The organism is Aureibacter tunicatorum, assembly GCF_036492635.1.
Classification (GTDB): Bacteria; Bacteroidota; Bacteroidia; order Cytophagales; family Cyclobacteriaceae; genus Aureibacter; species Aureibacter tunicatorum.
Genome location: NZ_AP025305.1, coordinates 3430594 through 3444831, shown reverse-complemented (window position 1 = coordinate 3444831; position 14238 = coordinate 3430594). Strand labels below are relative to the sequence as shown.

Below are 14238 nucleotides of genomic sequence, written 5' to 3'. Positions count from 1 at the left end.
AGTTTTTTGGTATACGGGATTTAATTTATTTGGATGTTAAAAGATAAAATGATAGGGTTGAAATTAAAAAAGCCCGAGCTCTATAATTTGAGTTCTCGGGCTTTAGGCTTACTTATTGGTTAATCTACTTTTTTATTATTTTATGTACGCTATTGTCTGAAAGTTTAAGCATATAAACTCCTGCTCTTAGTGATGAAATGCTGATGCCTTGATTGCTCTTTAGTAGGCCTGTTATCAAGCTTCTTCCATTCATGTCATAAATCACATATTCCATATTTGTTTTTATCCCTTTCGCGAAGATTATATTGTTCGCAGGGTTAGGATAGATGAACATTTGATCAGGGCTTTCTATATTTGTCAGTTTTTCGACATCTACAGTAAAGTCAAGTCTTGACTCAAGGTAGTTGTCATTGCCCTCTTGCAGAGCAGTAATCGTAGCTTCTCCTTCTTGATGAGCTATGATAATATTGCCGTCAACACTAATGATGCTTTCATCAGAAGATTCATAGCTTACAGCCAGCCCGCTGTTAGTATTCGCGAATAATTCAAACGACTCGCCAATTCTTAAGCTTTGAGGAGTATCTGTGATCTCAATAGTTTGAGTAGCTTTTTCGATTTCAAGGGCAACGAAGCCTTTAAGACTTCCAGCACTTTCATCGTCTGCTATGAATTGCATAGTCACATTTGAATAAATTCCAGCATTGAGTATCTCGTCTTTGTCTACAAATTCAAATGAACCATCCATATTCGCTTCGCCTCCTGTAAACGATATTTCCGATAATTTTTGTCCGTAAACTCCTTTCGAAATGATAGGCCATTCAGTCACTATAATTGGAGTTGCTCCTTGGACGATTAACTTGCCGTCTTCATACTCAAAGTCATAATTTTCAGACTCAGCTCCTGCGACTGTGAGGGTATATACTCCTTTTGCAAGTGGCCAAACTCCATCAAAGTATATTTCAGGCTTTCTGTCAAGGTCATTTTCATTTTCACCATTGACAAAACCGTCATAGGTGATTGCTAATGGAGGATGTTCTCCATTCTCGATAGCTGTAATATCTTCCGCTTTAACATTTAGGAGCTTTTTGACAAAAGTATATTTGCCATCCACATATGCAAGTTCGTATTTGTCGCTGGTTAGTCCGGAAGCCTTTATTTTATCGTTTTCAATCATATAAACTAATTCTCCCTCTAAAATGGATTCATCATCATCATCCACAAATCCTTCAAAAGCAACCTCGTGAACAAGCTCAGGATCGCCATATGTATATGTTTGATCTTTTACTCTTATGAAAAGAACATTTTCGCCATCATATGTAAGACTGAATGTATATGGATCACTAAGCCTTTCGCCATCGCTAGCTACGATATTTACGTTCAAATCACCAACAAAATACTCATTATCAGGAGTGATAGTGAAATTATCATATGTATAGCCCTCGCCGTTAAGAATTGTGAGATTAAAAGCGGTGGTTAAGTCATTGTCTTCATCTTCGACAGTAAACCATGAAGGGTCGATATCAAAAGATTGGCCTCTTTCGGTTAGCATCATATCTTCTTGATGATCAACGATCACAGGGTTGTGTAGATTGGCTTTTTTAAGCTTTTTGCTGATGAATACTCTAGCTCTTCCTGCTTCCAAGCGAACAGTTTGGTCAGTGGAAGTTACTTCATAGCTATCTCCCGTTTCAAAGTCATACCAGGTGCCAGTAGAGCCAAAGTAAGGAGTAATATCTTGAGTTTCCTCCATGAAGTTTCCGACTGCTATGACTTGGAAGGTAGCGTTTCCGCTTTCGCCTTTGTCTCTTGAATTGAGTGTAGTTCGTTTATGCCCTTGGGCTAGGTCAAAATCTTGATTTTGATCAGCTGTTACGTAAAGATCGTAGTTGTTTCTTAAGCTAAGCAAGTCAGCATAGGTTCTGTATAGTTTTTTTCTTTCGGGGTGTTCGAAATATTCCCATTTCACGGGTTTTCTGCCAGTTCTTCCATTATAATTTATTGAATAATCATAGGCTAACTCTCCAAATTGCCAAATCATTCTTGGTCCTGGTAACAAGAGGTTGAATGTGGCAGTGGCCTGAAGCCTTGGAATGATAATTTGCAGTTGATTGTCATTTGCTCCACCATTGAAGTTGTTAGACGAATTTAGGTTTCTTCCCTCATTTACAGCTCTGAAGGCCAACCTTTCTTCATCATGACTTTCCATATAGGACATCCAATTTTGTAAATTAAATCCGACATTTTTATAATAGGCAGAAGAAATATCTATATTCTTGAAATTGTTTTTAGCCATTTCTGAATAGTTGTAATTAAGGCCTGCTCCGCTCCACATCAAAATACCATGATTTGCAAGCTCGGAATCTTCAGTCTGATTAGCCAAATGCTCGAAGCATACAATGCTGCCCGGATGATTGCTCCAGACTTTATTAGCCATTCTTTTTAGAATATCTACACGATCTTGATCATAGTCGCTTCCCCAATTGCCTTCGCCAACCCAATGGGTATTGCTGAAACCTTTGGTGAAGTCAAATCTAAATCCGTCAAACTTGTATTCGCTCATCCAAAAGTTTGTGACACTGTCGACTAATGCTTGAGTGTGCTCACTGGTATGGTTGAAATCAACTCCCCAATGAGCAGCTGGTTCATCAAAGTTGTGATCTTCATTATACCAAGGGTTGTATGGAGCAGGTTTGTTGTCAATGTCGTTATAATACATTCTTGAGAATGGACTTGAATGGAATGAATGGTTTAATACCAAGTCATTTATCACCGCAATATCCATTTTGTGAGCTTCGTCGATGAATTGTTTAAGATCCTGTTTTGTCCCGTAAGCTTTATCAGGAGCGAAATAAAAATTAGGATTATAACCCCAGCTGTCATTTCCTTCAAATTCGCTGATAGGCATAACGTGAATGCAATTGATTCCCATGTCTTTGAGGTATGGCAATTTAGCCATAGCAGCCTTGTAAGTGCCTTCTTCCGTAAAATCCCTAAAGTGGAGTTCGTAAATATTCAGCAAATTGTGGCTTACAGGTTGGAAGTTTGATATTTGCCATGCGTAATTTCCCATTCCTGTTTGAATCAAGGATGCTCTGTCAGAGGCTTTTCCATGAGGGTATTCAGGCAAAGAAGGAAATGTGCTTTCAGGGATATAACTGTCATCGCTGTCAACGATGTGTTCTGCATAAGGATCTGCTATATGAAGATCTCCATCAATTAAATATTGAAAAACATAAGGTTTCTGAGCTTCAAGATTTTCGATGGTTATCCAGAAATAATTGCCATCAGGGGTGTTGTACATTTGATACTCTTCGGTTACCATCCAATTATTAAAATCTCCAATAACATTGACGACTTCTTTATTTGGAATGCTTTGAACTCCATATACTTCTCCTGTGCCACTTTTATAAGTTACGTTTGTAGGTGTATGAAGAACAAGAGTTGTTTTACTTGGGTCGTTTTCTGTTGAATTAAGTCCATTGTGATAAATAATGCCCATGCGAGGTTGGTTGCCGTAGTATGCCCAAGCAGGTAATTCAGCGATCTTTTCTTCGAAAACATTGACTGCGATTGTTTTTTGTGTGTATTCGCCTTCTAATGTTGATGCTTTTACTATGATTTCTGTATCTTCTTTTTCTGAAAAGGTTATGGAATGACTTAGACTTGTAGCATTATCAACAGTATGTTCACTTTCTCCATTTAAAATGACCTCCCAATTGCTATTTTCGATAGCTGTGAATTTTAAGTCAACCGTTTCACCTTTTTTTATACTGACTTTATTTTTCAGGGGTTCGTTTTGTGTAATGTAGAAACCAGGATCTGCTTGCAAATAGATATCTTCGCCTTCAGCTGTTTTTTGTTGATTTGCACCTGTCTCATCTCTAAAGACGAAACCTATCTTAAACAAGGAAGCGTAAGGATCTGAAATATTATAATGATCACGAGGTGTGAAAGTCAATTCCCAAACGCCGTCTCCTTTGTTTTTGAATTCGCCTTTGGTGTTGTCCCCCCAATGAGCTTGCCCTTCATAGTCGGCATTATTGCTGTCAGGTCCAGATGTTATAGCCCAGGTATGCGCAAAAATTCTTTCAGCATTTCTTAAGCTTCCGCCAGGTGCTTCTGAAGGCCTGAATGTAATGGTGACCTCTTGGTCGATTAATGGCTTTTCAGGAGATGATTCCAACCAAATTGAAGGAGCGTTTACTTGAGCGTCGTCCAAATCAAGGAATAAATCAGCGTCGATGATTTTAGATGAGCCTTCTCTAAATATGATATCTATGCCCTTTACAACTGTTCCTTCAGGAACGCCGAAGTATGAAGATGGTTTGATGGTTTTTTTCCAAACATTTGTTTGGTTGGGATCTTCCTCAAAAAATGAATGCGAAGGAGTGCTATTCCAGTCATTGTTATTAATATATTGAAATGTGCTTGATCCTACACGTACCCCTGCGTACATATTCACTGAAGAGCGATTGCTGGCTCTTAAGTATATTGTTAATTCATCATTAACTGTTGCATTTGAAGGTTCAAACCAATAGTCTTGTGCTTTGATAGGTGTTAGCTGCCCTAATGCAAAGCAAATCAATAAGAGTAAAAATCGTCTTTTCATGTTAAAAAAATTGGTTAAAAGTTAAGTAGTGATGATGTTTATATAAGTATATGGCAGAAAAGTATTAGATAGAAACCTTATGATTTGATTTGGACTAAATTTCTACGCAAACGTTTGAAATTCTACATTAATAAAATCATAATCGAAAAATTTTCAATTCCGTAAAATAGCGCTGTAAAAGCATTCTGATATTGATAAAGAAGTATGGTTCTTGAAGAAGCTAAAAAGTCAAGAATGTAAATTATTGCCTATTTGATTTAATGGTTGGTTAATCTTAGTTTATTATTTTGCTATTGAATTTTATTTAAAAGATTTTTTATGAATTGGGAAACATTAGCAAAACCGCTGATAATGATTCACGCATTTTTAGGAGTTTTGGCATTGATATCAGGAAGCCTAGCGATAGTTTCTAACAAAGGAAAAAAGGTTCACAGAAAGTCCGGAAGCATGTTTTTTTACACGATGCTGTCCTCTGCTTTATTGGCTTTGGCAGTTTCAGTAATTCCGGGCCATGAGAGCATGTTTCTTTTTGCGATAGGTTTATTTTCCATTTATTTTTTGATTAGCGGTTATCGGAGTTTATGGTTTAGAAGTATTTCGCATGATTTCTTTTTTGACAAGATAATGGCCTACTTTATTGTCGCGATGGGGTTGGCCATGGTTTTTGTTCCATTTATTTTTTCTGGAAAGGTAAATGTGGTATTAGCAGCTTTTGGAGGAATTGGTTTCTCTTTTGGTATGAGGGATTTGAAGGTGTTCAAAAGAAGGGCTTTGGCTCGCAGAAATTGGCTGAAACTTCATCTGGGTAAAATGATGGGAGGGTATATTGCAGCTTGTACCGCTTTTTTGGTTGTAAATAATATTTTGCCGAATTTATGGAATTGGTTTGCCCCAACGGTAGTGGGAAGTGTTTTCATTACATACTGGATGGTTGTTTTAAACTTACGGAAAGCTGTGAAAGGGTGAATTTTATGTTTTAATTGGAATGACTTGTTGCGGAAATAAGATATAAGGTGCTAATTTTGAGAAGTCATAACTTTATTAATAATTAGCATGGAATTTTTGTGGTTGAGCGTAATGTTCTCGGTAGTAAATGGGGCGACTTTCAAGGTTTTTAAGAAACAGGAAATCGATACTTTTCAGGCAATAGTAGTCAATTATTTCATGGCTCTTTTCTTGGGTGTAATGCTGTCCAGCAATGAATTTAGTCCGTCCCATTTTATGCAGCCGCAATGGGCTTTGTATTCGGTCGCTATTGGAGCAATGCTTATAGGCACTTTTTTCATCATGGGCTTAACGGCTCAAAAAGTGGGAATCAGCGTGACGCAGGTTGCGAGCAAGATGGCTGTAATAGTAGTCGTGATCCATGCGGTATTTTACTTTGGCGAGAGTATTCCATGGCTTAAAGGTTTGGGGATCGTATTAGCTGTATTAGGGGTGATATTGAGTTCTATTTCCTCAAAAAGCAGTGGCTTTGATCGAAAATATACATATTTGCCATTTTTACTGTTTCTTTTGGCGGGTGTTTTGGATACGACATTCAATGTTGCGAAAAAGCTTCATATTAATGAAGGACATAATGAATATTTTTTAGCCAGCACATTCTTAGTGGCGGGTATGATAGGTGTAGCAGTGGAGGCTTATAACATTTTTTGGAAAGCCAAGAAAGTGAAGTTGAAAAATGTGATTGGAGGTTTGTTGTTGGGGATGTTTAATTTTGGCTCAATATACTTTTTAATCAAAGCTTTGGGTGTTCCTGATTGGGATAGCAGCACTATTTTTCCTGTAAGGAATATGAGTGTTGTCGCATTTTCCGTGATAGCTGGATTCGCTTTTTTTAAGGAAAAATATTCGAAACTGAATTGGCTAGGGATAGTAATGGCGTTGCTGGCGATTTATTTGATTGGGAAATAAAATGCGTTTGTATGAAAAAAAGCCATTCAAAGGTTGATGAATGGCTTTTAATATTTAAAGTTCTATTTGTTGCTTGTCATCGACATGCAGTTCTTTCTTTTTCATTTCGTAGTTGACAAAGTCGTAAAGATCATGGTCGAGCAAGTGAGAAGGAGAGATATTGCTCAAGGCATTCATCATGATTTCGTTTCGATCATTGTATGTTTCTTCCCATTTTTTGAGCATCTGTTTGACTACTTGTCTTTGGAGATTCGGTTGAGATCCGCAAAGGTTGCAAGGGATAATTGGGAATTGCATATGGTTTGAATATTCAATAATATCAGCTTCTTTGCAGTAAGCCAAAGGCCTAATGACTACATGTTTTCCATCATCGGTTTTGTATTTTGGAGGCATTGACTCAAGCTTGCCGCTAAAAAACAAATTAAGGAAAAACGTTTCCAGAATATCTTCCCTGTGGTGTCCCAAAGCGATTTTTGTGCAACCTAATTCCTCCGCGGCAGTGTAAAGAGTGCCTCTTCTTAGTCTTGAGCAAAGGCTGCATGTGGTTTTGCCCTCAGGGACCTTTTCCTTGACTATGCTGTAAGTGTCTCGCTCTATGATTTTAAAATCGACACCCAAGCCCTCCAAATAATTGGGCAATACTTCTTCGGGAAAGCCAGGTTGCTTTTGATCAAGGTTGACCGCTACAATTTCGAAATCCTTGCGAACTAGTTGCATATGCATCAGCGCGTCAAGCATAGTGTAACTGTCTTTTCCACCTGACAGACAGACCATCACTTTGTCTCCCTTCTCAATCATTTGGAAATCTTCATGAGCTTTCCATACGGATTTGCGAATTTTTTTTGTCAGTTTTTTTATCTCAAAAGCTTCTTTTTCCATCGTCATTCTATTTTCAATCTGCAAAGATCATAAAATAAAACGTATTATCACAAGGAGATTGTCCAAACAGCCTATTTAAATCAGTTGCATGTTTGCTTTTAAGAGTTGATGGAAGCATTGTCGTAAATCAAGGACCAATCGATTTTGGATTTTGATCCGTCTAGAAAAAGAAACGTATTATTTTCTTGATCAAAGTCGCCAAAATCGTTTGTAGGCGGATAATAGCCTGAAATCATCGCCTTGAAATACAATGAACAGCAAAATTCTCCGATATCATTTTCTTTCTCTTCCATTAGCCAATGAATGTTTGCGTCAGCGGATTGAAGATCTTCAAGCTTGAAGTTGATAATCAGGTGTCTCCATCCATCAGGAGTGATATGGGCTGTGTTATTTTTGCAAAATCCGAAAAGTGATGAAATTTCAGAAAGTTTGTTCAGGTCTGATATTTGGTAGATTTTTCCATTAGGCATTGGCTCTTGCGACCAAGCGAGTATGGCTTCTTCAGGCATGATAATTATTATTAATATCGAAAATCAGTTAGATAGACTGCAATATATGCTTATATTTTGGGTTGAACGCTTGCTGAGTGTTTATTTTTATTTTTGAAGTAGAAAAAGTTATATTTATTGCAGGAATTTGATTATTCAAATGAAAATGCTTTTTTTACATAGCGAATTGCATCTCGAAAGAATTCGAAAGATATGGAAAACAAGGTTGTCAGTGAATTGCTAGAAAAAGGCGTGTCATGGGCTTATTGGAAAGGTTATGATTGGTTTGCCTCTCAATTGATTCCAGCTGTGGAGTTATTGGATGAAAAGATCTCATCGCAAAGATTGTTATTGTCACAATGCTGGAGCATGATAGGCGAAATACATTTATTGAATTTAGCTCCAGAAGAAGCTAAAAGGGCGTATTTCAAAGCAGTGAAACTAGATCCTAAGAGTTCCGAGGCTATAGCAGACATGGCTCATGCTCAATATCAATTGGGTGAGTATTCGGAAGCTTTGAAAAACATTTCTTTGGCGATAGATCTCGATAGCGATAATGAGTCATATTGGAATGACAAGCAGATGATCACTGATGCTGTCAATTATGATGAGAGGCCCCTTTTTGATAAGGAAGATCAAGCTTGGCAATGGAATGAGATGCTGGCTAAAGGAGATTTTGAGCAAATTCTTTCAGCTTTTGAAAATATAGAGGAAGAAGAACTTGAGTTGTTTCATTGGTTGATTGCGGCAAGAGTATATGGAGCTAAGAATGATCTGGAGAAGTACCTTGAAGCTTGGCAATGCGTTGCAGAACAAAATGAGGTCTTTGACTTGGATTATGTGGATTGGTTTTATATGCCAATGAAAGCTTTTGAGTCTACTGAAATGTGGACTTTGCTGAAAAATCTGAATCCAAGAATTGACGATGCTGTATTTATCGAGTTTGAATCATTGCAGGACAATTATGGCGAAGAATTGACAGAGCTTGAAATGAGAAATTTGATATGCGATTACTTTATCGCTTTGTACTCAATGGATAAGAAAAGCATGAAAAAAATAGCAGACAAATATCCACTTTGGGAAGAAGTTGATTTATAAAATTTGACGTGGCTTTTTATAACTTGGTCTAAGTTTTGAATCAAGCTAAAGACGATACAATACTTCGTCTGATATGGGCTTGAAACATTTTTTTATTTTTATTATCAGCTTGGCGCCTTGGGTGGCATATTCCCAAGGTGTTTCGGATTCTACACTGATAAAATTGTTGCCTAAAAACGATACCTTGACAGGCAGGTTTGCCGTAAGTCCCAATCAACATCAGCTTGAGCCTTTAGATATTCCTAGAGATAGAGGACTCTATATACTCACATCGGATAAGACCATGCAGATGCGTATATTAGGATCTGTGAGGTTATTGACATTATATGACGACAGGTTGCTAGCCAATAAGAATGCGTTTATCACAGCTCAAATTCCAGTAAGCAAATCTGAGAGAAATATTCCGAATTATAATAGTACGCTTAGCCAAACTCGCTTGGGTTTTGAAGTCACTCGAAAGACGGTGAAAGGCGATGTGTTTATAAGGCTGGAGACTGATTTCGCCGGGCAGAATGGATTTAGAATACGGCATGCATATGGAAGTTTTGGTAGATTATTGATAGGCCAAACTTGGTCTTTGTTTACCAATGTGACGGCAGTGCCGGCTACGGTTGACTTCAATGGACCTACGGGAGTTGCTATGACTAGAACCCCTCAAGTGAGATATGAATTTCCATTGACTAAAGACTTGGCGATTTACGCTGCTTTGGAGTATTCCATCGAGGATTATCAGGAAGAGGATTCCTCTAATCTTATACTGGTGAATTTGACTCCTGATTTTACTATGAAAATAGAAAAGAAGTTTGATTTTGGAAATATTCAGCTTTCTTTTTTAGCAACAACTCTTACAGCCAAAGATACAATGAATAACCTTTTTACAAGACTTGTAACGGGGTTTGGAGTATTTGGAACTGTCAAGCTCAGCAAGCAAACAAAAATAGACTACCAAATGGCAGGAGGGAGAGCTGTAGCCCATTATATTGCGGCTTTGAGCGGCAATTCTCAAGACATTATTTATGATCCTTCCAGCGGAAGATTTCAACCAATTTACTCATATGGAGGGTTTGTGGCAGTGACTCATAATTGGACCAATGAGTTTTTTTCCACGGCTTCCATAGGAGCGACTGGAGTTGAGAATTTTTCTTTTCAACCTGAGAATTCGTACCGGAACGGTATCGGTGTTACCGTCGATTTTTTCTGGAATGTCATAGAGGGGTCCAAGGTGGGCTTGGAATATGTTTATGGGAAAAGGTTCAATAAGAATCTGGCATTTGGAAATGCCAGTCGTGTCGCGGCTCTTTTTTATTATGATTTTTAATCTATTTTATAAAATGAATTCAACGGCTATAGCTAGCAAGACTCCAAGAAGAGTAATGAACATTTTCCTGAAATTGAACTGATGCTCAGGAGAAGTTTCGAAGAATATTGTCGTTGAAATATGTAGGAAATTTCCTGCCACAACTGCGATTAACAAATTATAATACATGTGGTCAACAGCCATTTTCTGAAATAAGAAATTGCTGGCAAATATTCCAAATGGGGAAGCTAACGCGAAAATAATAAGCAATGTAAACACTTTCTTCTTGCTGCTTAAGCTTTGGCTGATTACTGATACTAGTGCAAAGGCTGCGGGAATTTTATGCAACACCAAACCGATCATTAGATTGTTCTGACCATGCCCATGGTTGAGAAAATTTCCGGATAGTATTGCGCCATCAAAGGTCGCGTGAATTAGCATGCCAATAATCAAAGGCGTTACGGGATGATGGTGCTTATGACTGTGGTGTTCGTCCAAATGGCCATGTTCCACTCCGCTGGTGAGCGGCTCAAGAAGCACCTGAAAGAAAAATCCCAATAAAATGAAAAGGCTTACTATATGCCCATCGGTATGGCTATCTTCATATAGCTCTGGAAGTATATGCAATATTGTAAGTGAAAACAAGTAGGCTCCACTGAATGTGATCGCCATTTGCATCTCCTTTGTTCTTTTTTTTGAAATAAAGAATACCAGAGAGCCACCAGCCATAGCTGATAAGAAAAGAATGATTGCATCTATCATGCTCTATTTATTTTTTTTCAGCAATAAAAATCATTCGATCAGAATTATCCATATCGAATTTGTCAAACTCGTAGCTGCCATAAGTGCCGATAATTTTAGCACCAGCGTTATTGAAATACGTTATAAAATCTGTTTGTTTAAGGGCTTTTACTTTTTCTTCAAATTTGAAATCTATTTCATTATCATTGAATTCAATGGTTTTGACTATGAAGTTATTTTCATCTACTCTTTTGTGTATATCGAAGCTAATGCCATCAATGGTTTTCTTTTCATCTTTTTTAAGCTGATTAATGACTTTGGTTGGATTTAGAAAATCCAAAAGCATTTTGCCATTAGGCTTAAGGTTGTCAATCGCGGAGTTTATCGCTTTTTGGTTATCTTTTTCATCCGAGAAGTAGCCAAAACTTGTAAATAGATTTACGACAAAGTCAAATTGACTTTCTTGGAATGTCTCGCGCATGTCATGATTCGCAAAGTGAAGTTTGTCGTTTTCAAATTGCTTCGCAAACTCAATGCTTTGCACAGAAAGATCAATTCCAGTTACGTTCATTCCATTTTTGTTCAAAAAAATAGAATGGCGCCCTTTGCCACAGGCAATGTCTAGAACCTTGTCGCCAGAAGCCATCTCTAATTTATGAATGACATTGTTAATGAATGTTTCGGCTTCTGAATAATCTCTGTTTTTATATAATATATGATAATAAGGAGAATCAAACCATTCTCCAAACCATTCTTTTTTACTGTCAGATGACATATTCTATTATTGAGTTTTTGCCTTTTGTTCTGTATTGTTTTATGAAGCTTTGATTTGTTAATTCAAAGCAGAGCTTATTGAAGCGTCACAAATTGTTTTTTCAGCTTATCATCGCTGATAAAACTTTTCACATTGCCTTCTTCATCGCTGTAGATCAGATAAGCATGCACATTGTCTAAATTTTCAATAAGATCTTTGGATTTGTCGAAGCCCAATACCATGAAAGCTGTAGCATATGCATCTGCCTCAGCGCAAGTGGGAGCGATTACCGAAGCGCTTAACAAGGTTTGCATTTGCGGATATCCAGTAAATGGATTAATTGTATGAGCGTATTTTACTCCGTCTTTTATTTTAAAATTCTTGTAATTTCCAGAAGTAGCGATTGCTTGATTGTTCAAAGTAAGCGATGCTATCGCACTTTGAGACAAGCCGTTGGATTGAGGGTCTTCAACGCCTATAGTCCAAGATTTCCCTGCAGGGTTATGGCCTTTGCAAACAATTTCGCCGCCTATTTCTACCATGTAGTTATTGATTCCTAAGGATGTCAGGTATTGAGCGACAACATCAACTCCATATCCTTTGGCAATGGCTGAGAAATCCAATTCAACACCTTCCTTAATTTTGTGAAGTTGGTTGCCTTTCAGTTGAATAGATTCAAAATCGATGTATTGCATGATTGAATCTACTTTTGAAGAGTCCGGATAAGTTGCTTCTCCTGGTCCGAAACCCCATGCTCTAACAAGCGGCATCACTGTAGGGTTGAAAGCTCCTTGAGTATTTTCATAAATTCTCTGGCTTTCATTGAACATGTATCGCAGATATGGATAACTTAAGGATATAGAGTCCTGACGATTGAATTTCGAAATTTCGGATTGCTCTATATATGTTGACAGGCTATTGTTGAAGTCTGCTAGAATCGAGTCAACACTGTTTTTCAAATTGCTTTGCAATTCATTTTCATATTTGATAGAATATGTTGTCCCCATAGTTGTGCCTTGAATTTGCGTAAACTCAGAGGTCTCTTCTTGCGCATTTTTTTCTCGATAATTTCTAACGACCAAGATGATCAAGATGAGTACAATTGGGTAAATTTTGCTTTTGTGAAGTATTTTATCTTTGATAGTGCTCATGATGTCTTAAGAACGGCTTTAGCCTATTTAAATTGCTAGCTTATTAGGCGCTGCAATCAGGTTGCAATTTAACGATAAATTGCAAAAAAGTATGTTTGATAGGATGGTTCTTTTCTTTTTTACCTGTTTTTGACTCAATATCCTTCTTAAGTTTCAAGAAGTTTTTTTTTGAATTACATTTGTTGGAAGGCTTTATCTTTGTGTTAGGAATTAAAAATGAACGAAGTGTGGAGCGAAATATATTTGATCTATAGATTTCAATAAGAAAATATGCGAGAGGATTATTTAACGGGAAGCAATGAGCATATGTCCAATGCTGAAAAAGAGTTTGAAAGAGCTTTGCGACCTTTGTCTTTTAACGATTTTACAGGTCAGGAAAAAGTGCTTGAAAACCTTAAGATATTTGTGATAGCGGCATCTCAAAGAAATGAACCTTTGGATCATGTCTTACTGCATGGTCCTCCTGGATTGGGAAAAACAACACTGTCGCATATTATTGCCAACGAGTTAGGGTCAAATATAAAGGTAACCTCAGGGCCTGTATTAGACAAACCTAGCGATTTGGCGGGCTTACTGACAAATCTTGAGGAGCATGATGTTCTTTTTATAGATGAAATACATCGTTTGAATCCGATTGTGGAAGAGTATTTATATTCGGCCATGGAGGATTTTAAGATTGATATTATGATTGATTCAGGGCCTAACGCAAGAACAGTTCAGATAGGTTTGAATCCATTTACATTGATTGGCGCGACAACTCGATCAGGTTTATTGACGGCTCCTTTAAGAGCTCGTTTTGGGATTAACTCTCGATTGGAGTATTATGACGCAAAATTGTTGTCTACGATTATTGAAAGGTCATCTAAGATACTGGGTACTCCAATACATGCTGACGCGGCTTTCGAGATCGCAAGAAGAAGTCGCGGAACTCCTCGTATCGCGAATAATTTACTGAGAAGGACACGAGACTTTGCCCAAGTCAAAGGTGATGGTACAATAAAGCTTGATATTGCTGAAGTTGCTCTTAATGCTTTGGATGTGGATAAGAACGGTCTGGATGAGATGGATAATAGGATACTGAATACTATTATTGGCAAATTCAATGGTGGCCCTGTAGGCTTGAGCACAATAGCTACAGCATGTAGCGAAGAAGCTGAAACGATAGAAGAAGTTTATGAGCCTTTTTTGATCAAGGAAGGTTATATCAAGCGTACATCTAGAGGCAGGGAGGCCACGCCAACAGCTTATGACCATTTGAAGATAAAACCACCTACTCAACAAGGCAGTTTGTTTGATTAAGTTTGAGT

The 14238-nt window shown here is 37.6% G+C and carries 11 protein-coding genes; 5 read left to right on the top strand and 6 right to left on the bottom strand.

Annotation, left to right across the window (positions count from 1 at the left end; genetic code table 11):
- Nucleotides 1-124: 124 nt before the first annotated feature.
- Complete coding sequence (locus AABK36_RS14490) at nucleotides 125-4609, bottom strand: alpha-amylase family glycosyl hydrolase (RefSeq protein ID WP_309938182.1); 4485 nt, start codon at nucleotides 4607-4609, stop codon at nucleotides 125-127.
- A gap of 318 nt (nucleotides 4610-4927) precedes the next feature.
- Between AABK36_RS14490 and AABK36_RS14485 the strand changes: the two genes are divergently transcribed.
- Together AABK36_RS14485 and AABK36_RS14480 are read left to right on the top strand one after the other, a co-directional pair.
- Nucleotides 4928-5575, top strand: coding sequence for a DUF2306 domain-containing protein (locus tag AABK36_RS14485; RefSeq protein ID WP_309938183.1), 648 nt, complete (start codon nucleotides 4928-4930; stop codon nucleotides 5573-5575).
- A gap of 87 nt (nucleotides 5576-5662) precedes the next feature.
- The gene (locus tag AABK36_RS14480; RefSeq protein ID WP_309938184.1) at nucleotides 5663-6523 is read left to right on the top strand and encodes an EamA family transporter; all 861 of its coding nucleotides are present in this window, start codon (nucleotides 5663-5665) and stop codon (nucleotides 6521-6523) included.
- Nucleotides 6524-6577: 54 nt separating this feature from the next.
- Here AABK36_RS14480 and ttcA read toward each other — a convergent pair whose 3' ends face one another.
- Nucleotides 6578-7408, bottom strand: a complete 831-nt coding sequence (gene ttcA / locus AABK36_RS14475) for a tRNA 2-thiocytidine(32) synthetase TtcA (RefSeq protein WP_309938185.1) — start codon at nucleotides 7406-7408, stop codon at nucleotides 6578-6580.
- A gap of 92 nt (nucleotides 7409-7500) precedes the next feature.
- Nucleotides 7501-7911, bottom strand: coding sequence for a hypothetical protein (locus AABK36_RS14470; protein WP_309938186.1), 411 nt, complete (start codon nucleotides 7909-7911; stop codon nucleotides 7501-7503).
- Nucleotides 7912-8103: 192 nt separating this feature from the next.
- On the opposite strand from AABK36_RS14470, the gene AABK36_RS14465 reads away from it, so the two are divergent.
- Together AABK36_RS14465 and AABK36_RS14460 are read left to right on the top strand one after the other, a co-directional pair.
- The gene (locus AABK36_RS14465) at nucleotides 8104-8988 is read left to right on the top strand and encodes a tetratricopeptide repeat protein (RefSeq protein WP_309938187.1); all 885 of its coding nucleotides are present in this window, start codon (nucleotides 8104-8106) and stop codon (nucleotides 8986-8988) included.
- Between the two features lie 73 nt (nucleotides 8989-9061).
- Nucleotides 9062-10306 carry a DcaP family trimeric outer membrane transporter gene (locus AABK36_RS14460; protein WP_309938188.1) on the top strand — a complete coding sequence of 415 codons (1245 nt, stop codon included), beginning with the start codon at nucleotides 9062-9064 and terminating at the stop codon, nucleotides 10304-10306.
- Between the two features lie 6 nt (nucleotides 10307-10312).
- Here AABK36_RS14460 and AABK36_RS14455 read toward each other — a convergent pair whose 3' ends face one another.
- The 3 genes from AABK36_RS14455 to AABK36_RS14445 all read right to left on the bottom strand — a co-directional run bounded on the left by AABK36_RS14455 (nucleotide 10313) and on the right by AABK36_RS14445 (nucleotide 12931).
- Nucleotides 10313-11047, bottom strand: a complete 735-nt coding sequence (locus AABK36_RS14455) for a ZIP family metal transporter (RefSeq protein WP_309938189.1) — start codon at nucleotides 11045-11047, stop codon at nucleotides 10313-10315.
- Between the two features lie 7 nt (nucleotides 11048-11054).
- Nucleotides 11055-11801, bottom strand: a complete 747-nt coding sequence (locus tag AABK36_RS14450; RefSeq protein WP_309938190.1) for an SAM-dependent methyltransferase — start codon at nucleotides 11799-11801, stop codon at nucleotides 11055-11057.
- Between the two features lie 74 nt (nucleotides 11802-11875).
- Entirely contained in the window at nucleotides 11876-12931 is a 1056-nt protein-coding gene (locus tag AABK36_RS14445; RefSeq protein WP_309938191.1) for an FAD:protein FMN transferase, read from the bottom strand.
- Between the two features lie 270 nt (nucleotides 12932-13201).
- On the opposite strand from AABK36_RS14445, the gene ruvB reads away from it, so the two are divergent.
- A complete protein-coding gene (gene ruvB, locus AABK36_RS14440; RefSeq protein WP_309938192.1) occupies nucleotides 13202-14230 on the top strand; it encodes a Holliday junction branch migration DNA helicase RuvB in 1029 nt (342 codons plus the stop codon).
- Nucleotides 14231-14238 lie beyond the last annotated feature (8 nt).

Coding starts and splice junctions, on each gene's coding strand:
- AABK36_RS14490 (WP_309938182.1), bottom strand. CDS start 4,609: ATGAAAAGACGATTTTTACTCTTATTGATTTGCTTTGCATTAGGGCAG.
- AABK36_RS14485 (WP_309938183.1), top strand. CDS start 4,928: ATGAATTGGGAAACATTAGCAAAACCGCTGATAATGATTCACGCATTT.
- AABK36_RS14480 (WP_309938184.1), top strand. CDS start 5,663: ATGGAATTTTTGTGGTTGAGCGTAATGTTCTCGGTAGTAAATGGGGCG.
- ttcA (WP_309938185.1), bottom strand. CDS start 7,408: ATGACGATGGAAAAAGAAGCTTTTGAGATAAAAAAACTGACAAAAAAA.
- AABK36_RS14470 (WP_309938186.1), bottom strand. CDS start 7,911: ATGCCTGAAGAAGCCATACTCGCTTGGTCGCAAGAGCCAATGCCTAAT.
- AABK36_RS14465 (WP_309938187.1), top strand. CDS start 8,104: ATGGAAAACAAGGTTGTCAGTGAATTGCTAGAAAAAGGCGTGTCATGG.
- AABK36_RS14460 (WP_309938188.1), top strand. CDS start 9,062: ATGGGCTTGAAACATTTTTTTATTTTTATTATCAGCTTGGCGCCTTGG.
- AABK36_RS14455 (WP_309938189.1), bottom strand. CDS start 11,047: ATGATAGATGCAATCATTCTTTTCTTATCAGCTATGGCTGGTGGCTCT.
- AABK36_RS14450 (WP_309938190.1), bottom strand. CDS start 11,801: ATGTCATCTGACAGTAAAAAAGAATGGTTTGGAGAATGGTTTGATTCT.
- AABK36_RS14445 (WP_309938191.1), bottom strand. CDS start 12,931: ATGAGCACTATCAAAGATAAAATACTTCACAAAAGCAAAATTTACCCA.
- ruvB (WP_309938192.1), top strand. CDS start 13,202: ATGCGAGAGGATTATTTAACGGGAAGCAATGAGCATATGTCCAATGCT.